The sequence below is a fragment of the Pseudoalteromonas sp. P1-26 genome, assembly GCF_001401795.1.
In the GTDB taxonomy this organism is placed as follows: domain Bacteria; phylum Pseudomonadota; class Gammaproteobacteria; order Enterobacterales; family Alteromonadaceae; genus Pseudoalteromonas.
In genome coordinates this window covers 91,599-117,931 of the sequence record NZ_LKDX01000001.1, presented here as the reverse complement: position 1 = coordinate 117,931, position 26,333 = coordinate 91,599, and the positions used below count along the sequence as shown (strand labels likewise).

27 protein-coding genes are annotated in these 26,333 nt (G+C 42.1%); 15 read left to right on the top strand and 12 right to left on the bottom strand.

Annotated elements, in window-relative coordinates; all coding sequences use genetic code 11:
- Positions 1-9: 9 nt before the first annotated feature.
- Both AN394_RS00585 and AN394_RS00580 read right to left on the bottom strand, forming a co-directional pair.
- On the bottom strand, positions 10-1,056 hold the full coding sequence (locus tag AN394_RS00585) for an LD-carboxypeptidase (protein WP_200910005.1): 1,047 nt from the start codon (positions 1,054-1,056) through the stop codon (positions 10-12).
- Between the two features lie 142 nt (positions 1,057-1,198).
- Complete coding sequence (locus tag AN394_RS00580; protein ID WP_055020550.1) at positions 1,199-1,669, bottom strand: Rsd/AlgQ family anti-sigma factor; 471 nt, start codon at positions 1,667-1,669, stop codon at positions 1,199-1,201.
- Positions 1,670-2,281: 612 nt separating this feature from the next.
- Between AN394_RS00580 and hemE the strand changes: the two genes are divergently transcribed.
- Positions 2,282-3,346 carry a uroporphyrinogen decarboxylase gene (hemE, locus tag AN394_RS00575; protein ID WP_054562901.1) on the top strand — a complete coding sequence of 355 codons (1,065 nt, stop codon included), beginning with the start codon at positions 2,282-2,284 and terminating at the stop codon, positions 3,344-3,346.
- 59 nt (positions 3,347-3,405) lie between these two features.
- Here the strand turns inward: hemE and sthA are convergent, their stop codons facing one another.
- Positions 3,406-4,836 (bottom strand): Si-specific NAD(P)(+) transhydrogenase, encoded by a 1,431-nt coding sequence (gene sthA, locus AN394_RS00570; protein ID WP_055020549.1) that lies wholly within the window; start codon positions 4,834-4,836, stop codon positions 3,406-3,408.
- A gap of 13 nt (positions 4,837-4,849) precedes the next feature.
- Positions 4,850-5,983, bottom strand: coding sequence for a fatty acid desaturase (locus AN394_RS00565; protein ID WP_054562899.1), 1,134 nt, complete (start codon positions 5,981-5,983; stop codon positions 4,850-4,852).
- Between the two features lie 116 nt (positions 5,984-6,099).
- Here AN394_RS00565 and fabR point away from each other — a divergent pair, with 116 nt between their 5' ends.
- From fabR to AN394_RS00530, 7 genes are all read left to right on the top strand, one after another.
- Positions 6,100-6,729 carry an HTH-type transcriptional repressor FabR gene (fabR, locus tag AN394_RS00560; RefSeq protein ID WP_054562898.1) on the top strand — a complete coding sequence of 210 codons (630 nt, stop codon included), beginning with the start codon at positions 6,100-6,102 and terminating at the stop codon, positions 6,727-6,729.
- A 357-nt stretch (positions 6,730-7,086) separates the two neighbouring features.
- Positions 7,087-8,634: a 2-isopropylmalate synthase gene (gene leuA, locus AN394_RS00555; RefSeq protein ID WP_054562897.1), complete on the top strand. Its 1,548-nt coding sequence runs from the start codon at positions 7,087-7,089 to the stop codon at positions 8,632-8,634.
- Complete coding sequence (gene leuB, locus AN394_RS00550; protein WP_054554475.1) at positions 8,631-9,707, top strand: 3-isopropylmalate dehydrogenase; 1,077 nt, start codon at positions 8,631-8,633, stop codon at positions 9,705-9,707. Before leuA ends, leuB begins: the two co-directional genes overlap by 4 nt.
- Before the next feature lie 58 nt (positions 9,708-9,765).
- A complete protein-coding gene (gene leuC, locus AN394_RS00545) occupies positions 9,766-11,166 on the top strand; it encodes a 3-isopropylmalate dehydratase large subunit (RefSeq protein WP_054562895.1) in 1,401 nt (466 codons plus the stop codon).
- Entirely contained in the window at positions 11,166-11,765 is a 600-nt protein-coding gene (leuD, locus tag AN394_RS00540; RefSeq protein WP_054562894.1) for a 3-isopropylmalate dehydratase small subunit, read from the top strand. The genes leuC and leuD overlap by 1 nt, the downstream gene beginning before the upstream one ends.
- Before the next feature lie 168 nt (positions 11,766-11,933).
- Positions 11,934-12,860, top strand: coding sequence for a hypothetical protein (locus tag AN394_RS00535; RefSeq protein WP_327077748.1), 927 nt, complete (start codon positions 11,934-11,936; stop codon positions 12,858-12,860).
- Between the two features lie 90 nt (positions 12,861-12,950).
- The gene (locus AN394_RS00530) at positions 12,951-13,544 is read left to right on the top strand and encodes a hypothetical protein (RefSeq protein WP_055020547.1); all 594 of its coding nucleotides are present in this window, start codon (positions 12,951-12,953) and stop codon (positions 13,542-13,544) included.
- Positions 13,545-13,546: 2 nt separating this feature from the next.
- Here AN394_RS00530 and AN394_RS00525 read toward each other — a convergent pair whose 3' ends face one another.
- The gene (locus AN394_RS00525) at positions 13,547-13,912 is read right to left on the bottom strand and encodes a hypothetical protein (protein ID WP_055020546.1); all 366 of its coding nucleotides are present in this window, start codon (positions 13,910-13,912) and stop codon (positions 13,547-13,549) included.
- 127 nt (positions 13,913-14,039) lie between these two features.
- Between AN394_RS00525 and AN394_RS00520 the strand changes: the two genes are divergently transcribed.
- Positions 14,040-14,486 carry a TerB family tellurite resistance protein gene (locus AN394_RS00520; RefSeq protein ID WP_054554468.1) on the top strand — a complete coding sequence of 149 codons (447 nt, stop codon included), beginning with the start codon at positions 14,040-14,042 and terminating at the stop codon, positions 14,484-14,486.
- A 16-nt stretch (positions 14,487-14,502) separates the two neighbouring features.
- Here AN394_RS00520 and AN394_RS00515 read toward each other — a convergent pair whose 3' ends face one another.
- On the bottom strand, positions 14,503-15,072 hold the full coding sequence (locus AN394_RS00515; protein WP_055020545.1) for an NADPH-dependent FMN reductase: 570 nt from the start codon (positions 15,070-15,072) through the stop codon (positions 14,503-14,505).
- A 130-nt stretch (positions 15,073-15,202) separates the two neighbouring features.
- Here AN394_RS00515 and AN394_RS00510 point away from each other — a divergent pair, with 130 nt between their 5' ends.
- Positions 15,203-16,096, top strand: a complete 894-nt coding sequence (locus AN394_RS00510) for a LysR family transcriptional regulator (RefSeq protein ID WP_054562888.1) — start codon at positions 15,203-15,205, stop codon at positions 16,094-16,096.
- Here AN394_RS00510 and norR read toward each other — a convergent pair.
- Positions 16,093-17,655, bottom strand: coding sequence for a nitric oxide reductase transcriptional regulator NorR (norR, locus tag AN394_RS00505; RefSeq protein ID WP_055020544.1), 1,563 nt, complete (start codon positions 17,653-17,655; stop codon positions 16,093-16,095). The two genes, AN394_RS00510 and norR, sit on opposite strands and share 4 nt — an antisense overlap.
- Positions 17,656-17,811: 156 nt before the next feature.
- On the opposite strand from norR, the gene AN394_RS00500 reads away from it, so the two are divergent.
- Positions 17,812-19,044, top strand: coding sequence for an NnrS family protein (locus AN394_RS00500; protein ID WP_055020543.1), 1,233 nt, complete (start codon positions 17,812-17,814; stop codon positions 19,042-19,044).
- 20 nt (positions 19,045-19,064) lie between these two features.
- On the top strand, positions 19,065-20,228 hold the full coding sequence (hmpA, locus tag AN394_RS00495) for an NO-inducible flavohemoprotein (RefSeq protein ID WP_055020542.1): 1,164 nt from the start codon (positions 19,065-19,067) through the stop codon (positions 20,226-20,228).
- Positions 20,229-20,261: 33 nt separating this feature from the next.
- On the opposite strand, the gene AN394_RS00490 is transcribed toward hmpA, so the two are convergent.
- From AN394_RS00490 to AN394_RS00480, 3 genes are all read right to left on the bottom strand, one after another.
- Positions 20,262-20,636 carry a hypothetical protein gene (locus AN394_RS00490; RefSeq protein WP_055020541.1) on the bottom strand — a complete coding sequence of 125 codons (375 nt, stop codon included), beginning with the start codon at positions 20,634-20,636 and terminating at the stop codon, positions 20,262-20,264.
- Positions 20,629-22,251: a S41 family peptidase gene (locus AN394_RS00485; protein ID WP_055020540.1), complete on the bottom strand. Its 1,623-nt coding sequence runs from the start codon at positions 22,249-22,251 to the stop codon at positions 20,629-20,631. Before AN394_RS00485 ends, AN394_RS00490 begins: the two co-directional genes overlap by 8 nt.
- 99 nt (positions 22,252-22,350) lie before the next feature.
- A complete protein-coding gene (locus AN394_RS00480) occupies positions 22,351-23,004 on the bottom strand; it encodes an endonuclease (protein WP_082422930.1) in 654 nt (217 codons plus the stop codon).
- 116 nt (positions 23,005-23,120) lie between these two features.
- Between AN394_RS00480 and AN394_RS00475 the strand changes: the two genes are divergently transcribed.
- The gene (locus AN394_RS00475) at positions 23,121-23,474 is read left to right on the top strand and encodes a VOC family protein (RefSeq protein WP_054562881.1); all 354 of its coding nucleotides are present in this window, start codon (positions 23,121-23,123) and stop codon (positions 23,472-23,474) included.
- Here AN394_RS00475 and AN394_RS00470 read toward each other — a convergent pair.
- Positions 23,449-24,174, bottom strand: coding sequence for a hypothetical protein (locus tag AN394_RS00470; protein ID WP_055020538.1), 726 nt, complete (start codon positions 24,172-24,174; stop codon positions 23,449-23,451). The genes AN394_RS00475 and AN394_RS00470 overlap by 26 nt on opposite strands.
- 158 nt (positions 24,175-24,332) lie before the next feature.
- Between AN394_RS00470 and AN394_RS00465 the strand changes: the two genes are divergently transcribed.
- Positions 24,333-24,713: a hypothetical protein gene (locus AN394_RS00465; RefSeq protein WP_054554459.1), complete on the top strand. Its 381-nt coding sequence runs from the start codon at positions 24,333-24,335 to the stop codon at positions 24,711-24,713.
- A gap of 7 nt (positions 24,714-24,720) precedes the next feature.
- Here the strand turns inward: AN394_RS00465 and AN394_RS00460 are convergent, their stop codons facing one another.
- On the bottom strand, positions 24,721-25,158 hold the full coding sequence (locus AN394_RS00460; RefSeq protein WP_054562879.1) for a PaaI family thioesterase: 438 nt from the start codon (positions 25,156-25,158) through the stop codon (positions 24,721-24,723).
- Between the two features lie 161 nt (positions 25,159-25,319).
- Between AN394_RS00460 and lexA the strand changes: the two genes are divergently transcribed.
- Positions 25,320-25,937 carry a transcriptional repressor LexA gene (gene lexA, locus AN394_RS00455; RefSeq protein WP_054554457.1) on the top strand — a complete coding sequence of 206 codons (618 nt, stop codon included), beginning with the start codon at positions 25,320-25,322 and terminating at the stop codon, positions 25,935-25,937.
- The last annotated feature ends 396 nt before the right edge of the window (positions 25,938-26,333 follow it).

Below are 26,333 nucleotides of genomic sequence, written 5' to 3'. Positions count from 1 at the left end.
AAATTTTTATTAACTAAATGCCGCTTCTTTCATTTTTAATGTGCCACTATCTGCATCAAGCTCAACCACGGTGCCAACAGGCAGGATAAATTGGCGCTTAATATGGCCAATCATGGCCCCACGATAAGCAGGAATTCCCAGCGGTTTTATATAATCTGCAAAAATATCGTCAAGGGTTAAAGAGCCATAACCTCGGCCAGGCTTACAGTCATTACAATCACCAAATACAAAGCCTGCAATTTTATCCAGTGCGCCCATAAGTTTTAGTGTGCTCATCATCCTGTCAATTCTATACGGTGCTTCGTCGATATCTTCTAAAAATAAAATTGCGCCATTAAAGTCAGGTAAATAATTCGAGCCTGCGAGGGCTGTCAGTACTGTTAAGTTGCCACCGATTAATCGTCCAGAGGCTTTACCTGGTGTAATCGTTTGGGTCAGGTACTGAGTGTTAACAAGCTCATCATCGGCTTTTGGTAAGTTTTGAAAATGCATTAGCTTACGCGCTTCGAACATGCTCTTAAATTGCGCAACATGAAACGGGTTCCAGTCACTCGATGCATTTGGGCCATGAAAGCTGATTAACCCAGCTTGAGACAGTAATGCATTGTGAAGAGCGGTAATATCTGAATAGCCCATTAGAGGTTTTGGGTTGTTACGGATCATTGCGTAGTCGAGCAAAGGTAAAATACGGGCAGCGCCTGAACCGCCACGTAAACACAAAATGGCATCAACCTCTTTGTCGCTGAATAAACTATTTAAGTCGCCGGCTCGCATTGCATCAGTGCCAGCTAAATGCCCACGTCTTGCTAAAATGTTTGGTGCAAGCTTAGCCTTGTAACCCAGTGCTTCTATAACGCCTTGTGCTAATAAAATATCAGCGTGCGCAGCAGTGGCAGCTGAAGGGCTACATATCCCAATTGTGCCGCCTTTAGGAAGAGCTTTTGGCTTGATTAATGTTTGGGTACTAGCATTCTGTGCCGCCATTAAAGGAGCTGATGTCAGACTTGCGCCGGCGGCAAGAATTGAAAGTGACTTTAAAAATGACCGTTTATTCATAGCGAGCCTCATGTTTTTATAGTATGAGTATCGCATTGAAGAAAGTATTTCAAATATTTGTTACGAAATGGAATAGATGATTCTTTTTGGCAAGGCGAAAACACTTCAGCAGAGAGTGTTTCTCTGCTGTGCAACTAAGCTGTTAGCTGGTGTGATTAGAATATAAGTTGTCGATTAACTCATCTTCTAGCTCAAAGCGCAGTTCAAGTGCTTCGCCTAAGATTGATAGGTCTTTATCAAACTCATCAAGCAAGTCATCTTTGTCAACTTCTGCGTATTTGTCGTTAAAGTCGAGTGCTACATCTGTGGTTTCAGAAATGCGCGGGTATAAGGTATTCGCCAGCTTTTGGCTCTCAGGACCTTTTTCTTCACACGCTTTGGCAATGTCGTCGTAAATTTCGAAATGGCCAGCAGAAAGGTAATCCATCAGAATTTGGCAAAAGTTTTGAATTTGCAGCTGATCAGGAAGGGCATGATCTTTCTTTTCGTACGGTGAAAAGCCTGCAATACGGCAGAACAACACAAGCAGCTCTTGACGTTCTGTGAGCCATTTGTCGATTACAGAGTGACTACCACCCCACTTTTGTTGAGCTTTTTCCAAACGCGTCAGCATATTTCATCTCCTCGCTGAGTAGGTTTTCCTTTGTATATATAAAAAGGAAATATGACACAAAGATCAACTAAATTCTTAGTGTCTAATTGCAACAGATTGTAAAAGTCATTCTAAAGACATACTTTTTAGCGCTGAGTAGGCCAAAAAATAACCTCATTTTAAGAGTGGACTTTTTTTGCTCTCATTGCAGTGTATGGGAATTGATTCAAAACTACTAGTATTAATTTTGCAATTTTTATCTAAGCGGATGAGTTGTAATTTGCTGATTTAGAAAAGAAAAAACCACCAAAATTGGTGGTTTAATTCTTTTTCTTAGACTTGTTAAAACAAGCGTTCTTATTATTATGGGAAGATTGTTGTTCTTATTGTTATAAGATTTTTATTATTGTTTTTGTTAACGCGGGGTAAGTTATACCAAGCTTTTTTGTATGTTGCAAATTTATTAATGAAAAGTTTTAAATTTATTTTATTTTCGCTCAAAAAACGCACATTATGCTTAGGCTGGCTTAAAAAACATGATCTATATCTAGCCTTGATTATCTATCCATAGTGAGACGCGCAATATGGTGATACAATCTGCTCAATTTCATTCAGTTCTAGGATTCTATACGCATGAGCGAATTAAAAAACGATCGTTATTTACGTGCACTACAAAAGCAACCTGTTGATGTCACACCGGTATGGATGATGCGCCAAGCTGGCCGCTATTTACCTGAATACCGTGCTACACGTGCCCAAGCAGGCGACTTTATGAGTTTATGTAAAAACGCTGAACTTGCTTGTGAAGTAACGTTACAGCCATTACGTCGTTATCCGCTTGATGCTGCAATTCTATTCAGTGATATTTTAACTATTCCTGATGCTATGGGCTTAGGTCTTTACTTCGAAACAGGTGAAGGTCCGAAATTTGAACGTCCGATTTCTTCATTAGCAGATGTTAAAAAAATCCCAAATATCGATCCAACTGATGAGCTTGGTTATGTGATGAATGCTGTAAGTACGATTCGTCGCGAATTAAAAGGTGAAGTACCGCTAATTGGTTTCTCTGGTTCACCTTGGACACTTGCTACTTACATGGTTGAAGGTGGTAGCAGCAAAACATTCGGTAAAATCAAGAAAATGGCCTTCGCAGAGCCACAAACACTGCACCTATTACTTGATAAATTAGCTGACTCAGTAATCGACTATTTAAACGCGCAAGTTAAAGCGGGCGCGCAATCGTTAATGGTATTTGACTCATGGGGCGGTGTATTAAGCCCACGTGACTACAATGAGTTTTCATTACAATACATGCACAAGATTGTTGATGGCTTAATTCGCGAACATGATGGCCGCAAAGTACCAGTGACGTTATTTACTAAAAATGGTGGTCAGTGGATTGAAGCAATTGCAGCAACTGGCTGTGATGCAGTAGGTCTAGACTGGACTATTAACATCGGTGATGCAAAACGTCGTGTTGGCGATAAAGTAGCGCTGCAAGGCAACATGGACCCAGCAATGTTACATGGTACGCCTGAGCGCATTCGCCAAGAAGTTGCCACTATCCTAGAAGACTTTGGTACAGGTTCTGGCCATGTATTTAACCTAGGTCACGGTATTACACCAGATGTAGACCCAGAAAATGCAGGTGTATTTATCAACGCCGTTCATGAATTCAGTGGTAAATACCACAAATAAGCAAAAGCTAATCGTAAAAAAGCCCGCATTAAGCGGGCTTTTTGTTGTAATTTACTTCGCTACTTAAACAAACGGTTTAAACCATTTAATGCAGCTACGCGATAGGCTTCTGCCATGGTCGGGTAGTTGAACGTGGTATTTACAAAGTAATCAATGTTATTACCGCCGTTCTTTTGTTCCATAATAGCTTGACCGATGTGAACGATTTCAGAGGCACGCTCACCGAAGCAGTGCACACCCAGTACTTCTTTGGTATCAACGTGGAATAAAATCTTTAAGCTACCCACCTCGGTGCCAGCAATTTGTGCACGCGCTAAATGTTTAAATTGAGCACGGCCTACCTCGTAAGGGACTTTTGCAGCTGTTAACTCTTGCTCTGTTTTACCCACTGAGCTCATTTCAGGGATCGTATAAATACCTGCTGGAATATCAATGATCAGCTTTTCATCACAGTTACCACTTGCAATCGCATCGGCTGCAATACGGCCTTGGTCAAATGCCGCACTTGCAAGGCTTGGGTAACCAATAACATCGCCTACAGCATAAATGTTGTCGACTTCTGTTTGGTATGTTTCATTCACTCTAAGCTGGCCACGACCATCTGCTTTTAGGCCTACAGCTTCAAGGTTTAATGTGTCTGTGTTACCAGTACGACCATTGGCAAATAAAATACAGTCAGCTTTTACGCGCTTACCTGATTTTAAGTGCATTACCACACAGTCATCACGGGTTTCTACACGATCAAACTCTTCATTATGGCGAATAACAATACCGCTATTCCAAAAGTGATAGCTTAGAGCATCTGAAATTTCTGCATCCATAAAGGCAAGTAGGCGGTCACGGGTATTCACTAGGTCAACCTTGGCGCCTAAACCTTTAAAAATAGAGGCATACTCACAACCAATTACACCTGCACCATAAATCAGCACACGATGAGGGTCATCTTCAAGGCCTAAAATGGTATCGCTGTCGTAAATACGTGGATGTTTAAAGTCTACACCCGGTGGACGGTAAGGGCGCGAGCCAGTAGCAATAACGATTGTTTGTGCAGTAAGAGTTTCAAACGAACCGTCTAGGTGTGTCACTTTGATAGTGTGTTTATCAATAAACTCAGCATCACCTTGATACATATGAATGCGGTTACGTTCATAAAAGCTGCTGCGTAAATTAGATTGCTTTGAAATGACGTTACTTGCGTGACGCAAAATATCTGGGAAAGTTAAGCGGTTAGGGCGCTCACTAATATTAAATAGCGGGTTTGCTTTATATTCAATATAACGACTTACAGAGTGACGTAATGCTTTTGACGGGATAGTACCCCAGTGCACACAACCGCCACCTACTGCTTCTTGACGCTCAATAACAGCGACTTTTTTGTTACTTTTAGATAGGTTCATGGCGGTACCTTCACCGCCAGGACCTGTACCTATGATGATCGCATCATATTGATAAGATGGAGTATCTTTTTGCTTTACTTGTTGTTTGGCCACAGCCGCTCCTATGTTAACTAAAAGAGGCTTTTAACAACCTCGCATTTAGTGCAAGCCAAGCCTGCTTTTGGTTTTCCCAAGCGGCTTCAAGCTCGTGATATTGTGTCATTAATGCTGATTTTTCACACTGTTTCATCATTTTATTACGTTTGATTTCTAACACGCGTTTTTGCAAGGCACAGAAGTGTTGCAGTTTTTTCAGCAGTAAATCGTACTCAGATTGTAATAATGTAAGCTTATCTTGCGCTAAAGGCAATTTTGCAAGGCGACCTTGAGTCTTATTCATCAAGGTTTCTGCTTTGGCTTTTTCGATTCGCTCAATCGGTGTGCGCTTTAATTTTGAAGCAAGACCGATTGCAGCTAGAGAGCGGATTATCCACTTAGTTGGATCATAGTGATACCACTTAATGCCATTGCGATAGTCGCTAGCAAAAATGTGATGGAAGTTATGATAGCCTTCACCGTATGTGAATAGCGCTAAAAAGCCATTATCACGGGCGGTGTTTTTTTCTGTGTACGGACGTGAACCCCAAATATGCGCCAGCGAGTTGATAAAAAAGGTAAAATGTTGGCTCAATACTAAGCGTAGTAAACCAACCAGTAATAACATGCCCCATACATCGCCAAGCATTAAACCAAGTAGTAAAGGAATACCAAAATTAGTCGCGACGACTAACTTCATATAGTGACGGTGTTGCCACATAACGACTTTGTTTTTTTGTAAGTCACGACAGTTACTGTAGTTACCGTATTGCTCGCCTTGATAATCGCGCAGCATCCAACCGATGTGGCTATACCAAAAGCCATTAGTAGCGGCGTAAGGGTCTTTGATTGGATCATCAACTTGACCATGGTGAATACGGTGATCGCTACTCCAGTGCAAGGCGCTATTTTGTAATGCAAAAGCACCACCTAAGGCAAAAATCACTTCAATAACAGGATGCACATCATAGGCTTTGTGTGCCCATAAACGGTGATAACCTGCAGTAATAGAAAGTCCGGCGTAGAACATACAGCCAACAAAGGCTATCCACTGTGTACTGGTGTATCCGTAGCTAAAGCCATACCAAGGAACAAGGGTGATCGCGGCCAAAAATGTAAGGCTAAAAAATAGCACATTGGTCCAAATAATCGGTGGTTTTTTCATCTGAATAAATCTCGGCGTACAGTTGTACGCTAAAATAGTGTTTCATTCTCTCCGCGTCAAGTATTAGACTAGCTCATTAACCGAAAAATCATTAAAAGTTCACGCTGGGAGTTTCCATGTCGGGTGTTAGAGCGCAACAGAAACAAAAAACACGACAAGCACTAATCGAGGCCGCATTCAATCAATTGAGTGCCGATCATAGTTTTTCTAATTTAAGCTTACGTGAAGTTGCCCGTGAAGCAGGGATTGCACCCACCTCTTTTTATCGCCACTTTAAAGACATGAATGAGCTCGGTTTGACCATGGTTGATGAAGCTGGTTTAACACTTCGCCAGCTTATGCGCCAAGCGCGTCGCCGTATTGAGAGTGGTGGTAGTGTGATCACGACATCAATCGTTACCTTTATGGAGTTTATCGATAACTCGAGCAACCAATTTAGATTGTTATTGCGTGAGCGCTCAGGAACTTCAAAAGCATTTCGTGCCGCGGTTGCTCGTGAAATTAAACATTTCATTTTAGAGCTTGCGCATTACCTTGAAAGCGAAACACCATGCGACCCAACTCATGCATACATTCAAGCCGAAGCCATGGTGACTTTAGTATTTAATGCCGGTGCCGAAGCCCTCGATATTGAAGGGACACAACGCGAAGAGCTGGTTGAACGTTTAATCTGGCAATTACGTTATATTGCTCGCGGTGCCACTTTATACGTGCGTGATAGTAATCAATCGCAAAAGTTAATCTAAGCAATAGAGGCTTTACCTTCCGAAACTTTAAACGTTCAACACACTCAATGAGGGTTAATTAACCTTAAAAATGTATTTTTGTGGATTTTTAATTTCATTAAGGCGATTTAAAAATCGCTTTTGTGGAAAAATTATGCTTGCAAGCAAGTTTTTTGAATGTTAAAAATACAGCCACTGAACACACATTTAGTAAATTAAGATGCAAATTACACATTCAATTACATTAAAACTAAACCTCTTACTGCTTAAATCAGTGAGCGGGGCTTAGTGTATTTGCATTTGTAGAACATTAAAAAACCCCGCAACCGCGGGGTTTTTTTTATCTCGCTAATGGGTCATTGGGAACGAGGACAGTTTATGAAAGATAAGGTTTGGATTTTTGACACAACGTTACGTGATGGTGAGCAAGCATTAAAAGCAAGCCTAACCGAAGACGACAAAATTCAACTTGCGCATACCATTAGCCGCTTAAATGTGGATGTAATGGAAGTGGGTTTTCCGGTATCTAGCCCGGCAGATTTTCGCTCTGTACAGCGCATTGCGACTGAAGTGAAAGGGCCGATTATTTGTGGCTTAGCACGTGCTGTAGCAAAAGATATTGAAGCATGTGGTGAAGCACTTCGCCCAGCAGAGCAGGGCCGTATTCATACATTTATTGCAACCAGTCCATTACACCTTGAGCACAAATTACGTATGAGCTTAGACGATGCAACGGCAATGGCTGTTAAGTCGATTAAACTTGCGCGTAACTACACGGATGACGTTGAGTTTTCGTGTGAAGATGCAGGTCGTACACCGCATTGGGATTTATGCCGTATCGTTGAAAGTGCTATTGATGCGGGTGCATCAACTATCAACTTACCTGACACCGTAGGCTATGTAACGCCAGACGAATACGCTGCGATGATCCACCACTTAATGAACAATGTGCCAAATATCGACAAGGCGCGTTTAAGCGTGCATTGCCATAACGATTTAGGTTTAGCGGTTGCTAACTCAATCGCTGCAGTACAAGCCGGTGCTCGCCAAATCGAATGTACAATAAATGGTATTGGTGAGCGTGCAGGTAACTGCTCGCTTGAAGAAGTCGCGATGATCATGAAGATGCGTGAAGACCACTTAAAAGTGCATACCGATATTCGCAGTGAAGAGATTTACCGTGCTTCGCGCCAAATAGCGAAAATTTGTAATATGCCAGTGCAACCAAACAAAGCAATTGTTGGTGAAAATGCCTTTGCACACAGCTCAGGGATCCACCAAGACGGCGTATTAAAAGCACAAAACACTTACGAAATTATGTCGCCAGAAAGTGTTGGTGTACCAAATAACCAATTAAACATGACTTCGCGTTCAGGTCGTCATGTTATTGAACATCGTTTAGAAGAGTTAGGCTATCAAAAATCTGATTACGATATGGATAGCTTATACAGCAGCTTCTTAGCATTAGCAGACCAAAAAGGCACTGTGTATGACTATGACTTAGAAGCGATGATTTACTTTAATCAAATCAAAGATAAAGACGAAAAGTACCAGCTTGAGTTTGTGAACTCTACGTCTAACTCACAATCGGTGGCGAGCTCAACAATCGGCATGACAATTGATGGTGAGTCTAAGCAAGAGGCAGCAACAGGTAATGGTCCTGTAGAAGCATCATTCTTAGCAATTGAGCGCTTAACGGGTATGTCGGTTGAGATGATTGAATATAACCTAGAAGCAACAGGCCAAGGTGCCAGCTCACTAGGGCAAGTGAATATTATAGCTAAATATGATGGTCGCCCTTATCACGGTGCGGGCATTGCAGCGGATGTGGTTGAAGCGTCGGTACGCGCCATGATCCGCGTTTATAACTTAATTTATCGTGCACAAAAAGTGTCTGATTTAAAACAACAGAGGAAAGCAGGATGAGTCAATCGAATTACAGTATCGCAGTATTAGCAGGCGACGGGATTGGTCCAGAAGTTATGGCAGCAGCAGAAACCGTCTTGGATGCTGTAAGCGAAAAATTTGGTTTTACTTTGACTCGTCATCATCACGCAATTGGTGGTGCTGCCATTGATGAGTTTGGTCAGGCGCTACCGCAAAGTACATTGAGTGCTTGTGAAAATGCCGATGCGATTTTATTTGGCTCGGTAGGCGGCCCTAAGTGGGAAAACTTACCACCGAATGAGCAACCAGAGCGAGCTTCACTGTTGCCGCTGCGTAAGCATTTTGGTTTGTTCTGTAATTTACGCCCAGCACAATTATTACCAGCACTAAGCGCTGCGTCACCGCTTCGTGCAGATATCAGTGCACAAGGCTTTGATATCTTATGTGTTCGCGAGCTAACAGGCGGTATTTATTTCGGTGAAAAAGGCCGCAGTGGCGAAGGGGAACAAGAAGCTGCTTTCGATACCCAAACATACTCACGTAAAGAAATTGAGCGCATCGCACGCTTTGCCTTTGAAGCCGCTAAGCTGCGTAGTAATCATGTTACCTCGGTTGATAAAGCGAATGTGTTAGCGACCAGCGTACTTTGGCGTGAAGTGGTCTCTGAAGTAAGCAAAGATTACCCAGAAGTAAGCCTTGACTACATTTATGTTGATAACGCGGCAATGCAGTTAGTAAAACAGCCAAGCCAGTTTGATGTATTACTTTGCGATAACTTATTTGGCGACATTTTGTCTGATGAGTGCGCGATGATCACCGGCTCTATGGGCTTATTACCATCAGCGAGTTTAAATCAGTCTGGCTTTGGTTTGTATGAGCCAGCTGGTGGCTCAGCACCTGATATCGCTGGTAAAGGGGTTGCAAACCCAATCGCACAAATTTTAAGTGCTGCGCTTATGTTGCGTTACTCACTAGGGCAAGATGAAGCGGCTCGTACGATTGAAAAAGCGGTAGCAGAAGCGGTTGAAGCTGGTGTTGGTACGCCAGATATCTACCCAAATGCAGGATACACCACCAGTGATGTTGCTGCGGCAATTGTGGCACGTATTTAATTAAAAATTGTTTGCGCTGAGCTCGTCACTCAGCGTAACTAAAATGAGGGAATAGCAAGTGGCCCAAACCTTATACGATAAAATTTGGCAAGCTCATGTAGTCGCCAGCATAAATGATCAAACCGATTTACTTTATATCGACCGTCACCTCGTTCATGAAGTTACATCGCCGCAAGCCTTTGCGGGTTTGCGTGAGAAAAACCGTAAAGTACGTTGCCCAGAAAAAACCTTTGCGACCATGGACCATAACGTTTCAACAAAAAGTCGCTCATTAGATGCTGCGAGTGAAGTGTCGAAAAATCAATTAATGGCACTGGATGCAAACTGTAAAGAGTTTGGTATTCAACTTTATGATTTAAATTCGATTAATCAAGGTATTGTGCATGTAATGGGGCCTGAGCAAGGTATTACCTTACCGGGCACAACCATAGTGTGTGGTGACAGCCATACCTCTACCCACGGTGCATTTGGAGCACTAGCGCACGGTATCGGTACTTCAGAAGTTGAGCATGTTCTAGCCACTCAAACACTGCAGCAGAAAAAAGCCAAGTCATTAAAAATTCAAATAAATGGTCGCCTTCGCCCAACTGTTACTGCCAAAGATTTAATCATGGCGGTGATTGGTAAATTAGGCACTGCGGGTGGTACTGGCTATGTTGCTGAATTTTGTGGCGAAGGAATCGAAGCGCTGTCTATGGAAGCGCGCATGACGCTTTGTAATATGAGTATTGAAATGGGTGCAAAAGCGGGGTTAATCGCACCAGATCAAACAACTTATGATTATTTAAAAGGTCGCCCATTTGCACCACAAGGTGCTGACTTTGATAGTGCCGTTGCCTATTGGCAAACACTAAAAACTGATGAAGGCGCAGAGTTTGATCATGTTGTTGAATTAGAGGCTGCTGATATTCAACCGCAAATTACTTGGGGTACCAGCCCTGAGCAAGTGATTGGCGTAGATGAATTCATTCCTGATCCTGAGCAAGAACCAGATCTAATCAAAGCTGATGCAATCCGTAGCGCACTAAAATATATGGGCTTAACAGCAGGCGATAAATTGTCTTCAGCAACTGTTGATACCGTGTTTATTGGCTCATGTACAAATAGCCGAATTGAAGATTTACGTGCTGCCGCGCAAATTGTAGAAGGTAAGCAAGTTGCAGCGGGTGTTGAAGCGCTGATTGTTCCTGGTTCTGGCCTTGTAAAAAAACAAGCCGAAGACGAAGGCCTTGCAGATATCTTCAAAGCAGCTGGCTTTGAATGGCGAGAGCCAGGTTGTTCAATGTGCTTAGCAATGAACGACGATAGATTAGAAGCCGGTAAACGCTGTGCGTCGACCTCTAATCGTAACTTTGAAGGTCGCCAAGGTCGCGGTGGCCGCACTCACTTAGTGAGCCCAGCAATGGCAGCGGCAGCGGCAATTCATGGTCGTTTTGTTGATATCAGAGGAGAAGCCTAATGAGCGTATTTTTTAGTGGCTTAATGGCCCCGTTAGATAAAAACAATGTTGATACTGACCAAATTATTCCAAAGCAGTTTTTAACGTCGACAAGCCGTGATGGTTTTGATGCGGCGCTTTTTTACGATTGGCGTTATTTAGATAACGGCGAGCCAAACCCTGAGTTTATTTTGAACCGCCCTTGTTACCAAGGTGCGCAAATTCTTTTAACTCGCGACAATTTTGGTTGTGGTTCATCGCGTGAGCACGCGCCATGGGCATTAAAGCAATATGGTTTTGAAGTGATCTTAGCGGAAAGCTTTGCCGATATTTTCTTTAATAACTGCGGCAATAACCAAATGCTTGCTATCGCATTACCTGCAGAAACACTTGAGCAATTATTTGTGCTGAGTGAGCAGCATGATGATATTCATATCGAAGTTGATTTAGAAAACCAACAACTTCGTAGCGATAAGTTTGACACTATTCACTTTGATATTCGCCATGATATTAAAGAGCGTTTATTAAGTGGCTTAGATTTTATCGGTGTGACTGAAACACTTAACAGCCAAATTGATGCCTTTGAGCAGCAACTTGCAGCAGAACGCCCTTGGCAATAACCTGTTTTTCCATGTGAACCTAAACGCGGCCAAGGCCGCGTTTTTATTTGTTTCTAAAAAAGAAAGTTGCTAATTTGGTTGGTAAAATAACGAAAACAACAAATAACTATGTGGCCTCTTTCTCCTAAATCTATCGGCATCTTGATGGGTGTGCTTTATGGAATCAGCATGCGCATCTTTCTTGAAGTTAGCGAAACGTTTAATTTCGGTAGCCTTGTTACTATTTCGTTTATGTTTTTAGTGCCTGTGGTTATTGGGTTTATACGGGTACATTTTGAATATAATCAACTGTCGCCGATGACATATGGAAGAATGGCGGTAGTCGCTTGGCAGCCTATTTTTGTGTTCTTATTTGTCAGCGTAGTAACTCTTTTAGAAGGAAGTATCTGCGTTGCAATGGCCCTCCCTGCATTTATGTTTTTTGCTAGTATTGGCGGTATGTTAGCAGGGCTATGTCATCGCCTTTGGGAAAAGAAAAGCAACAAAGCGGTGATGTCGGTAGCTTTGTTGCCGTTGATCCTTTCTCCTTTAGAGCTCAACTTTTTACACTTATCGAAAACTTACGAAGTTAAAAATACAATTGTTATCAATGCGCCTGTTGATGTTGTGTGGCAACAATTAGCTAATGTTAGCCAAATTCATGAGGGCGAATATCCAAGTTCATTTTCGCAATTAATTGGTATTCCTAGGCCAATTCAAGCTGATATGAGTGGTGATGGGGTAGGTGCAATTAGAACCAGCCAGTGGCAGAAAAATGTTGTATTTAAAGAGGTAATAACCGAGTGGCTGCCGAATGAGAAAATGCTATATAACTTTGAGATTGACCCTGAGTTAATTCCTGATCATGCACTTGATCAGCATGTGAAATTAGGTGGTGAATATTTTTCGCCGCTACATGGCGGTTATGAGTTAGTTACAAGTGGTAATAATCAAACGCTGTTAAGCCTTAAAACGACGGTACTTGATAACACTAACTTTGGCATTTATTCACGAGTCTGGGGGGAAGTGATCTTTCAGGATTTTCACCGAGCACTTCTCAAGTTAATGAAAGATCGCGCTGAAAATGACAACATATTAGTTGTAAAAACAGGATGACCACTCGCTGCCTAGCAGCTTATCGTAATTGTTTTCTTTATGGCCTTTTAACCATTAGCCTAGGCTGAAATTTTATTTAGGGAACACACCATGAAATACTTAGTAGCATCGATGCTCGTGGCAGCATCATCAGTAGCGGCTGCACGACCTGCACCATTAGTGTCAATTCCAAGCCATGATGGCTTTTTTGATAATATTGCTGCCCATTGCGGTAAAGCTTACGAAGGTAAAGTGAGCGTTGATAACGCTGCTGGCCCGAGCTCATTTGCGGGCAAAAAGTTAGTAATGCATGTACGTCGTTGTAACGAGCGTGAGTTACAAGTGCCATTTCATGTGGGGGATGATGCATCTCGTACTTGGATCATCACAAAAACGGGCAGTGGTTTGAGTTTAAAGCATGACCATCGTCATAAAGATGGCAGCGATGATAAATCAACCATGTATGGTGGCCATACTCTTGATGCGGGTTTTGCTAACGCGCAGTCGTTCCCGGCTGATCAGTATTCAAAAGAGTTGTTTTTGAGCCAAGGTATTCCGCAATCAATGGGTAACACGTGGCAAATGTATATTTACCCTAAGCAATTTACGTATCGCTTAGTGCGTGAAGGGCGTGAATTTCGTGTTGATTTTGACTTAACTAAACCTATCACGCCGCCAAGCGCGCCGTGGGGATATGAAGACTAGTGCTATTTAGCTTCGTCTTCACACTGTAAAACAACCGTTAAAGGTGGCTGATAGGCGCGTGGTTTAGTTGGAAAACGTTCATACTCCTGCACCCCATCAGTCACTCTTAGCATAAATGGTTTGTCTCTACATAAGCGACTTGCATGGCGCAGTAAGAATACGCTTTGATTGCGAAAGTGCTTGTAGTCGTCAGACTGAATTTCGAGGTGATAGCGGCCGTCGGCCAATTTAGTTTGGTGGTAATGGACTTTTTCGTCGAAGTCATAGAGCTTTTCGGTTTCGCCTTTTGCTGCCTGCGCATTACTGCACCCCGCTAACATTAAAACGGCGCTGATTAATAGTGCTTGTGTACTTCTCACTTCACTCATAAACACTTAACTCCATGTGATTAATACCTTGCTTCATTGAGATGTTGAACCTGAGTTAGCATCCATAGTCAAACTAAGGTAACGTTACGTCTTACATGTAGTCTAACACCCAAAAAGGGAAAATGTGATGCTCAATAAAATAAAACAGCTGTTTTCAGCGCTGAATGATACCCAATCTAGCATTACTGAGCATGACCTAAAAACCGCCGTTGCTGCGTTATTAATTGAGGTTATGCGTGCAGATAATGAGTTACAAGATGATGAGCAACAGACCCTGAATGAGACCTTAAAGAAGTATTTTTCGCTTAACGAGGAAGAGGTTCAAGAGTTAGTTGCAAGTGCATCGCAAAGCCTAGATGATGCAATAGATTATTTTCAGTTTTCAAAGCAAATTAATGCCCAGTGCAGCGCCGAGCAGCGTATTGATATCATCGAGCTGTTGTGGCGTTTAGCCTACGCAGATGGCAATTTAGATAAGCATGAAGAAATGGTTATTCGCCGCGTCGCAAGCTTACTGTATGTAACTCATGAAGACTTTATCGCTGCTAAGCTAGCAGCGACAAAACTAAGCTAAGGCTATTAAATCAGGCTTAGTTATTTAATTTGCTTGCTACGCTAACAAGTTGTTGGGCAAGATTGGCAACTTGCTCGGCTGTATCAGCATCGCTGATGCGGCCTTGTTCATCTAATTTGGTGTGGATAGCAGGCACTGCAAGTTGATCTGCAAGCACTAAACTACCAATACCCGATAAAATATCACGTACGTGATTTAAACCACGTAAGCCACCTAAACCACCCGGTGACGATGCATAAAGTGCTGTGACTTTATTTCGAAATGCAGGCACTGCGCCTTGCTCTGTACGAGATGCCCAATCGATTGCGTTTTTAAGTGGCGCTGTAATTGAGCCATTATATTCTGGGCTTGCTAATAAAATGCCATCAGCTGAGCGAAGCTTATCTTTTAATAATTGTGCGCCAGCAGGTGTACCTTGCGCTTCAATATCTTCATCAAATAAAGGTAAGTCTAAATCGCTTAATTTAATCACTTCTACTTCAGCACCACTTTCGAGGGCGAAGCGTGCAGCTTCATTAATCAGTTTTTGATTAAAGCTGTCTTTACGTAGGCTGCCTGCTAGGGCAATAATTTTTGGTGCTGTCATGATGGCTTCCTTTTTTAAGCTTCACTATTGATATGCTCGCTGTTGATATACTCACTGTAGCAAAAAACAGCTTGCAGAAAAGCCAAATAAACGCAAAACTTATGTGCGTATATGCACACAAGGAGCCGTTATGGCGATTCAATTTGATGATTGGCAAGATGTAAAAGTCGCTTATGAGGTGGCAAGGCTCGGCACGTTAACCGCTGCTGCCGAATCGTTAGGTGTTCACCACAGCACAGTGCTTAGAAGAATCAATAATTTAGAAGATAACCTTGATGCGCGGTTATTCCACCGCCATGCCCGTGGCTATACAGTGACAGAAATCGGCGCTAAGTTGTTTGCGACTGCAAAATCGATTAACGCTGAACTTGAAAAACTTCACAACGATATTATTGCCGCTGATAGCCAACTGCGAGGCAGTTTATTATTAACTACGGTTAGTGGTTTTATTGATGTGCTTAGTGATGTCTGTGAGCAGTTTCAAAGTCTGCACCCGCAAGTGCAACTCGAAGTTATTCTTGATCAAAACCGTTTACGCCTTGATCACGGTCAGGCGCATATTGCTGTGCGAGCGGGTCCTCGGCCTGATGAAGGCGACTATATTGCCCAGCATTTAGCTGAACTTTCGTCAGGGTTTTATGCCTCTAAAAGTTATATTGAAAAGTATGGCATGCCAAAGAATATTGAGCAGTTGCAACAACATAGTTTTGTTTCTGGGGTGGCTGGGTATAACGGTAAAGTGCCTTATTTTGCATGGGTTGATCAGCATATTGAACCTTCGCAAATTAAGTTACGGGTGTCTGAAACATCAGAAGCTACACGGGCGATTGTGAGAGGCTTAGGAATTGGTGGTTTACAGCATGAAGTGGCAAGCCAATACCCTGATCTGCTGCCAGTGCTTCCTAAAGAGCTAAACTGGCCAACGGATCTTTGGCTGGTAACGCATCACTTGGTGCATCGCACAGCCAAAGTCCAAGCATTTAGTCAGCTTTTAAAAGCCTATTTTAAAGATTTAAAAGCTTAAACAGACTTTTTAACGCTAATGCCTAGCCGTTTGGCTAGGCGCACAAGGTTGGCTCTATCAACACTTAAGCTACGTGCTGTGGCAGCCCAGTTTAGGTTATGTAGTTCAAGCTGTTGCATAATCAATTGATAACTAAAAGCGTCAGTTGCCTCTTTCAGCGATAAGCGAGTGGCTTTTTGTTCGTTAACTGCAACAGGGCTTGGTGCGGCAACGGCGGTTTTAGCAATATCACAATGCTCAGGCTCGATTGTGACAATGCTTTGTTGCCATTGCTGTTGTTTGGCTTTGAGTGCGGCGCGACTGATCACATGTTCAAGCTCTCTCACATTGCCTGGCCAATCATATTGACGCAGTAGTAACTGTGTATCGCTACTAAGCTTAAGTTGTTTAATTGCCAATTTTTTAGATGTTTGCTCAATAAAAAAGCCTGCCAATAAAATAACATCGTTATCGCGCTCTTTTAGTGGTGCAACATATAATGGGTAAACGCTTAAGCGGTGATAAAGGTCTGCACGAAAGCGCCCCGCAGCGACTTCTTGTTTTAAATCGCGGTTGGTTGCTGCAATCACTCTGACATCAACATAACGGCTTTGATCTTCCCCGACGGTTTGTACTTCACCACTTTGTAATACGCGTAATAACTTACTTTGCATAGCAAGCGGAAGCTCGCCGATTTCATCTAAAAACAGGGTACCACCATCGGCGAGTTGAAACTTACCCTGGCGCGCAGTATGTGCGCCAGTAAATGCGCCTTTACTGTGACCAAAAAACTCACTTTCGGCTAAGTTCTCTGGTAACGATGCGCAGTTTAAGTGGATCAACGGCATGTCACGGCGTTTTGAGTTTAAATGGATATTGCGCGCAACGAGTTCTTTACCTACGCCTGTATCACCTTGTATTAATACACTAAATTCTGAGGCAGCTACGAGCTGGATATCATTTTTAAGGGTCTGCATTACTTGGCTATTACCAATAATTTCGACACCTTCTCGTGTTAGTGCCTCAAGGTTAAGCTGCTGCGCAACTTGATGGTTGTGCTGTGCGTGCTGCACAAAATGCTGCAAGGTTAAGGCATGCTCAACATAACCTGCGGCTAGCTGTTTTAGTTGATTGAGCTCGTTCATTGCTAAAGCGTCAAAGGCATGTTCATCTAAACTATCAAAGGTCAAAACACCCAATAGTTCGTTATTGTCTTTGCTGCTCAGCAGCGGCACACCCATGCAGGCATGAACAGGAAAGTCTCCATGCTGGCTTTGTAATAAACCATCGTAGGGGTCGGGTAGGCCACAATCTTTGGCAAATTTTAGCGGTTCACTGCCACGGCATATTTCAAATAAGCGCGGATGCTCCGCTATTTTAAAGCGTCTTCCTAACGTATCGTCTGACAACCCATGAAGGGCTACGGGCTTTAACACATCGCCTTGTTTCAATAATAAGGCAACTGCATCACATTCAAGCCAATCATTAATGCAACTCAACAGATAACTGAAATTATGATCAACACCGCTTGCTTTGGTAAGTGCAAGTGCAACATCAAGAAGGGATTTTTTGAACTTCATGTCAATTTGACCTGAATGTGTTTTATTGATGTTTTTAATGGTGTGTCATTTTGACTTATTTATCAAGTGTCCAAATTTAATGCATTGATATTTAATGACTTTTATTTTTGGCTCGAACTGTGCAACAGCTAGGGAAATTAAACGCTGAGAGCACTAATGAAAGTCATTAATTTAACTGAACCTATGCCAACTAAGATCAAATTTTATCAACTCAGCCAGTGGCCGTTATGGGCATTAGCATTTCGGCCTTTTTTCTTGGCGGCAGGTGCCTTAGCTGTGTTTGCAATGAGTTACTGGTTTTTAATCTTGGCGGGTTATGCACAGTGGCATCTAACAATGCCCGCAACGCTTTGGCATGCTCACGAAATGCTGTTTGGCTTTGCAGGCGTGGTTGCCATGGGCTTTTTGCTCACCGCCGCACAAACATGGACAGGTGTGGCGAGTGTAAGTGGTATTAAGCTTTGTTTGCTGAGCATGGTTTGGCTTGCTGCAAGGCTTAGTTTTTTTATTGAGATCGCAGGGTTCGAGCAGCTAAACCTTTATCTTGTTAGTGCGCTACAACTCGTTTGGTGGCTAGCTGGAATTATTATTCTAGCTGACATGCTGATACAGGCAAAAAGCAGCCATAACTACTTATTTGTTGTCATCGCATCTTTGCTCTGTGCGCTCAATGTGATTTTTTTGAGCTTAGTTGTACTTAATAAAATGTCGCTGGCACTGGGAGTTGTTGATACCGCTGTACTTATCATGACACTGCTAGTTGGTGTTGTGGCTGGGCGAGTTGTGCCATTTTTTACCGCACGCGGCCTTAACCTAAGTGAACAAGTTAGAACCCCCAAGCTCGATAATTTAGTCGTATTTAGCTCATTTTTCGCCATTGCGTGGTTTTTTATGAGTCAACTATTTTTTAGCGCAATGAGCACTGGTTGGGTTTTTGCTTGGCTTGCTTGTTTACATTCAGCCCGGTGTGTTTTGTGGTGGCATAAAGGCATTCTAAAAGTGCCTTTGCTATGGTCATTACATGTGGCTTATTGGGCTTTATCGGTTGGTTTAATACTTATCGCGCTGAGCTATTTCAGCCCTATTATCTTATTCAAAGATGCGCTTCATCTGATCACTGTTGGCACCATAGGTGTGATGATTATCGCCATGATGGTACGTGTCTCTCACGGTCACACAGGGCGTGCATTACAAGCCCCTGCGTACATTAGTTTGGCATTTTTACTCATTACGATAGCTGCCATTGTACGTTCGTTACTTCCTGCTTATTTAGGTCATCACCTTGCATGGCAGTTAAGTGCGTTGCTGTGGGTTGCTGGCTTTAGCTTATTTTTATTTCATTGTGCGCCCATCTTAGTGAATCGTCGTGTTGATGGTCGCCGCGGTTAATCTCTCCAATAGGAAAAACTATGTTATCTGAAAAAACGATCCAGATTGTTAAAAGTACTTTGCCGTTGCTTGCACAAGCAGGCCCTCAAGTGACTGAGTATTTTTATGATCGTATGTTTAGCTACAACCCTGAGCTTAAAAATATTTTTAATATGACACATCAGCAATCGGGCTCTCAGCAATTTGCGCTGTTTAATGCCTTAGCTGCCTACGCGGCAAATATTGATAACTTGGCAGTGTTAAAAGGTGCGCTTGCGCGCATTAATCATAAACACACCAGTTACCATATTTTGCCAGAGCATTATCCTATTGTAGGTGGACACTTAATTGCGACTTTAAAAGAGTTATTGCCAGAACAATTTACCCCTGAGGTTGAGTATGCATGGCGTGAAGCCTATTCATTATTAGCTGATGTATGTATTAATGAGGAGATGTCGCTATATCAAAAAACCAAAAAGGCACCGGGAGGTTGGTTTGGTACTCGTACTTTCACTATTACAGAAAAACGTATGGAGTCATCGCAAATTTGTAGTTTCACCTTAACGCCTGTCGATACAAAGCCTGTAGTGGCGTATTTACCGGGCCAATATTTAGGGATTAAAGTAACGTCTGCAAACAGTGATTTAACGCAAGTTAGGCAATACTCTTTATCGCAGCAAAGTAATGGTCGTAATTACCGTATTAGTGTGAAAAAAGAAGGCTTGGTATCTAACTACCTTCACAGCTTAACTGAGGGGGATGAGGTAGAAATTTACCCACCTGCAGGCGACTTTGTGCTTCGCGAAATTGACTCGCCTATTGTTTTGATTTCAGCAGGAGTTGGTCAAACCCCGATGATGGCGATGCTCGAAACACTATTAAGTAATCAACCTAATCAGCCAATTCATTACCTGCATGCTTGCGACAGTGAGACGCAGTTTGCCTTTAAAGAGTATTTATTTAAGCAACAGCAAGCGCACGCTTCATTACATTGTGTTACCTGGTTTAAAGATGGCAAGAGGGGCGATTTTGCGGGCTTAATGGATGTAAACCACATCGCTGACAGCTTACCAATAAGCAAAGGTGACTTTTACCTGTGTGGCCCAATCGCATTTATGGTAATGATAAAAGAGCAACTACTAGGTATTGGGGTTGCAAGTGAACGCATTCATTATGAGGTGTTTGGCCCTCATCAAAGCCTATGATGTAAAAGGCGCAGCTGAAGCTGCGCCTTTTTGTTAGTTAACTTCGCACTCTACATTAGGAAGTGGAATACGGAGCTCTTTTTTGGGGTAGTAAAGCAGGCATTGCTCGCCCGCCTTTTGCAACACAAACTTCTCAGAGGGAATTGAATGGGCACCCATAATTGGCAGGCCATCAGGCCCTTTGTTGGTGCCGTGGTCAATCAGTAACTCTGCGCTTTTAGTAAACACATCATCGGCTAAGGTGACCAGTGCACCGCCCTTAGCAGACTGAATAGCCTGCTGTATATCAGTAATCACTCCCGGGTTTACCCGAACAAGCGTGGCATCTTGCGGTTGCTCCGCTTGAGTACTTTTACAGCCAGCTATGCTTGCCAGTAAGGTGCAGGTTAATAACAGTGGTTTATTCATTATCACCTTCCTTAGCTGGTAGCGGACGGGTTAAATCCATATTATTTTTGTAAAGTGTAGTATTAGCTTTTAGCGCAATACCAGCTTCATCAGCAGCATAAGATGAGGTTGTCGCTTGCTTAGCTGTGACACTTTGCGTTACCACTGGGCAACTATCATTCTCAATATGATAAAGCGCTGCACTCAGAAGTGTTTCATCACTATCACCTAACTGGTGGTTAAAGTCGTCATCGAGTTCACAGCCTTTTACATCTGCATCGAATTGCGGTGAAGGAGTTGGTACTAAGCCGTCAGAGTATTCGCCAAAGCCTTTGTAATTCACACCCGTTAGCTGAATGGTGTAGTAAGTGGTTGCACAGTTATGCGTTGGGGTAAAACCATATGGTTTACCGCAGGTTTTACCACCTATTAAAACAACTTCAGTATCTATGCCTTTTAAGCCATTGATAAGTGCTTCTGATGCTGAACACGTATTATCAGTGCTGAGTACATAGACTTTCGATAAATTTAAGTCAGGGAGAATGTTACCTGTTCCCTCGAAAGTAGAATAATCGACTTCAATATCAATAAACGGGTATGGGTCGCTCTCGGGCTGCTTGTCATTTTCAATGACTTGATAGTAAAAATAGTCACTCGTATTGGCTGGACCTGCAATCATATAGGCAAGTTGTGAAGAAAGCGCTAATAAACCACCGCCATTGTATCTAAGGTCGATCACAAGCTCGTCGATATTGTCGGTTTTGAACTTATTCACAGCACTTATCAGCTCAGGCTGAGCAATACTTATATGGCTGTTAAACTGCATGTAGCCAACTTTAGTGCCATCTCCTGTGGTAATAGTATCGACATTTTGTACAGGTGTTTGGGTTATATTACCTGCGACTAGAGTAAACGATTTTTCGGTGCCATCATTACTGCGTACAACAAAATTGTGCGAGTCGCCAGCTGTCGGCCCAAATAGCGCTTCATTTAGAATATCTACGCCTTGTTGGGTATTAGTGTCAATGCTGACGTCGTCGACCATTAAAATAGTATCACCGCGTTGTAAGCCTGCATTTGCAGCTGGTGAGTCACTCTCTAAATAGGCTACACGTAACTCTCGTGGCGGAACATTACTGATAAATGCCCAGTTAATTCCATAGCCAGAAACGACCCCAGATTGAGCCTCTTGAAAATACTCATCTGTCGGCCTGCTGAAATGGAATTGATCTTTATAAGCACCAGAGTCTGTTTTTTCGAAGGTTTTTAATTGATCAAAATAAGCGGAGACAGAGCTGAAGTTATCTGGGTCATTGTCTTCTATTTCATCGTACCAAAGATAGGTTTCGTCACTCCATGAACGAAGCCACATCTTCTCAGTAAACTCAGAGCCTGCTGTATCTGGGTAAGGTTGATTATCGTTATATGGATCATTGCCAGTTCGCGGTACAGCGCATTGATCTTTAAATTCGCTTGATGGCTCAAAGACACCAGCCGTCCAAGTGGGTTCAGAAGTTGTTGGTGGTGGATTCGTGGTATCGGTATTGCTCGATGAGCCACCACCGCCGCAGCCAGATAAAGACATGCCTGAAGCCGCTAAGAAGACAGCTAAAGCGAGATTGTTATTTTTAAACATGGTGCTTCCTTTCTTATATAAATTGTTTAAAAACTAACAATTACTTAATCTGAAAGCAATAAATTATAGTGTCTAAAATGTAAACGAATGTGCTGCTAGTTATAAAGATTTGCGATTGCTAATTTCAGCTATTTCAAGCTTTTGCCACGATTCAAATAATTTACGTTGTTTATCAGATATTTTTAAGCCATAGGTTTTTTGCATATAAAAATAGGTATCGGCTATTTGCTTTCTTGCATAAATGGGTGGCTCAAATACACGTTGCTTAAAGTCGACTTTTACAGGGCATGCTCCGTAACTTGCACTTGATGTTGACACCATGCCGTAGCGAAAGTTTGAACGGTCAGCATTGATCTCGCCTATAGCAGGTGCAAGGTTATTAATGTCAGCTTCCATTTGACGAAACTTTTCACTGACCTTTTTACAGTTTTTGCGACCGCCATCCTGCCAGCATTGTAATTGATGACCAAACTCCCAGGCAGGCACAATGTGCTCCCACTCTATTCTTTTTGCGCGAGCATTCTCTTTTCCTGAACGGGTGACAGAGTTTCTAGGAATATAACCACACGCATCAGGGTCTGGCACAAGTTTTTTACCTTGGCGCTTGATATCGCAACCACAATATAAGCTTTTACTATTGCTTGGTAGATTCTTAATTAAATGCTTTTTGGTACTGTAAAAGCTCGAAAACTCTTTAGCGGATATAGGAAAAGTGAAAATAAAACAAAGGGCTAAGTATAGAAATAAACGCATATCCATCACATCAGTGAACTACAGGAACAGCTATTCTAGAGCGACTATTCTAAAAAGGAAAAGTTTTTCAACTCAGCTATAGTTGTTAGGCCGTTTTTATTAAAGGAATTACAACCATGTTATTAGGTGCTTTTTCTGTAAGTCTAAATGTAAAAGATATTCGTGCTTCAAAGCAGTTTTATGAAAAGCTAGGTTTCAAAGAGTTTGCTGGGGAGATAGAACAGCATTGGCTAATAATGAAAAACGGTGAACATTTAATTGGTTTGTTTCAAGGTATGTTTGATAAAACCATGCTGACCTTTAATCCTGGGTGGGATCAAAATGCTGAAGCTTTGGATGAATTTGCAACCTTTGAGCAATTAGCTGCACAATTTCAGCAACAAGGATTAGAAATACAAAAGGCCGGTGACGCGAGTTTTATTATCACCGACCCAGATGGCAATCCTATTTTGATTGACCAACACGTGTAGCTGGCTTTTTACGTTTAATTCGAACGTTTTGTAGTAACAAGAAAACTCCTGTAATACAAAATAGTACGCTGGTGGCTGAGAAGCTGATGAGTAGTGGATTGTTAAAGTTCTCACGCTCATCATAATCCATAATGTGTAGCATCCAGAAAAAGTCGAAAATGCGCCACAGGGTGCTGCGCACAGTTATAACTTTACCGGTTTGGCTATCTAAATATAAGGTTGTTGTTAACCAATCATCGAAGCTAATTTGCCAAACATTGGCTTTGTGACCGACTTCTCTAGGCCCTTTTGTTAATAACTGCGCTTGCGTTATTTTTGCGTCAATAAGCAGGTGAGCTTGCGCATTTTCAATGATTTGCGCTTTACTCGGTGCAGGCATTTTAGCACCTGTTCTGCCATCAAAAATAAACGTACCGCTAGAGGATGTAACTTCTATAATCGGGGTATTTAAAAAATGGCTATATTTAATACCCTCGATTTGCTCGAATTGCGCTGTTATTTTATCAATTGAAGCAGGGTAGTCCGACAATAAAAATGGACTACTTAAACTGCGATTAGCCAGATGCTTACCATGCACTTTTTCAAGTGGTAATGAGCTCATCACAAGCCCACCTAAAATCCAAAAAAAGATCTGCAAAGCAAGTAAGTAGCCAAGCCATTTATGCCCTTTACGAGCATACTTAAACAGGCGTTTATTCATTATTACCCCGTTATTATTGTTATGTGAGCGCTATTTTAGGTTGTTTAGCTAGATTGCCAATGCGGCATAATGTCGCATTAACTGTATTCTAGATTTGGTATATATACAAAACTGAGTTAAAGTTTCAGTCGATATAAATAGAGGGTAAAAACGAGAGTATGTCGGAAATTCAATTTTTAAATGTAGATCTGGAGCTTGAATCAAAGCACGATATTAGTGCGCTTGTTGCTGATTTGAAGAAAAACGCCATGGTTTTACATTATGACCAAGATGAATACCGCCAACTAGCACGTATTGAAGCAACCGCAGATATCAGCTCTCCTGATAAAGCAATTAACCAGCTTTGCGAGCTTATTGAGTCTTGCTCGCGCAATGCATTAAAACAGTGGTTATCGTGCTCAAAGCGTACATTTGATATAGGCTTTGAATCAGGTAATTCGCCTAAATGCTTTAACCAACCCCTGCATGCCGATACCTTGTTACGTATCTCTGCAATTGGCGCAGGGATTGAAATTACTATTTATCCTGTCGAAAAATAGCCTGAATTTATCGCTCTACAACAGCTGCGGTCATTCTTGATACGCAGCAAAGCTCTCCTGCGGCATTGGTAATTTTAATATCCCAAACAGAAGTTCGCTTACCTAAATGCAGCGGTCTAGCAGTTGCTGTTAACGTTCCTTTGCGTGACGCTTTCATGTGGTTGGCATTAATTTCTTGGCCAACAGCATAAAACTTATTGAAATCAACCACGAAATTGGCTGCATAGCTTGCCACTGTCTCTGCTAATACAACGTTTGCTCCGCCATGGACCATGCCCATAGGGTTATGATGCTCAGGAATAGCAGGCATGGTTGCCATTAAATAATCATCGCCAATTTCAGTTACCTCAATGCCCATAGTTTTCATTAAAGTGCCTTGACCGGTAATCCCTTGTTCAAGCTCTTTGCAAAGCTCTAACGTGATTGGTTGGTGCCAAATACTCATTGTGTTTCCTTAGCCTGCTAATTAAAGCTAATACCTTATGGCATCTTTCGGTGTGGTTCAATGTTAGTTTTGTAGCAATATGATGGGGTTAATTTAAATTTGCGATTTTCAAATAACTGTATATACTCACAGTTAAATGTACTGTATGGAAAACCAGTTGTATGCGCCCATTAACTAAACGCCAATCGCAAATTTTAGAACTAATTAAAGTCTTTATTAAAGATACAGGCATGCCACCTACGCGTGCTGAAATAGCTCAAACATTGGGTTTTAAAAGTGCCAACGCTGCTGAAGAACACCTAAAAGCACTGGCAAAAAAAGGCATGATCAAAATGAAGCCTGGGGCGAGTCGCGGTATTCAGTTAATTGAAGAAGATGAGCCAGAGCAGTTAGGCTTACCTTTAATTGGCCGTGTTGCAGCTGGTGAACCTATTTTGGCTCAAGAGCATGTTGAAAGTCACTGCCAAGTTGATCCTTCATTATTTAAACCTGCTGCCGATTTCTTACTGCGTGTAAATGGTATGAGTATGAAAGACATTGGTATTATGGATGGCGATTTGCTTGCAGTACACAGAACACAAGTTGCTGAAAACGGGCAAGTAGTTGTAGCTCGAGTCGATGAAGATGTAACAGTTAAGCGTCTAGAAAAAGCGGGTCGCAAAGTACTTTTACACGCTGAGAACGAAGAGTTTTCGCCTATTGAGGTTGATCTTGAGCATGAGTCGTTCAACATCGAGGGGTTAGCGGTAGGTGTTATTCGTAACGCTGACTGGATGTAAGCGTTCCCAATTTGGTGCATCAAATTGACTCAATTTGGTGCGCCGCTGAAATTTTACTACTTAATTAGGATTTGTGAATCCTTACTCTTCATTTAAAGCCTTATATGGCGCAGTTTTCCTCTCTTTTTATATTTCGTTCTTACTCCTAAACATTAAATAACGCGCTGATTATAGTTGTTATTTCTGCACCAAAATAAACATTTATTATCATTAAAACTTGCTTATTGGTCATTTTTTAACTAATTGGTTAATACACTGTATTAACACCTAATTAATAAAAAGACACAAAAATGTGCGAGGTGTTAGTCAAGGGGTCGGTATCATAAGTGGGTCAAAATGATACGTAGTCGCTCTGAACAATAAGAAAAACGAATGGGCACCTTGTTGTATCGCCTT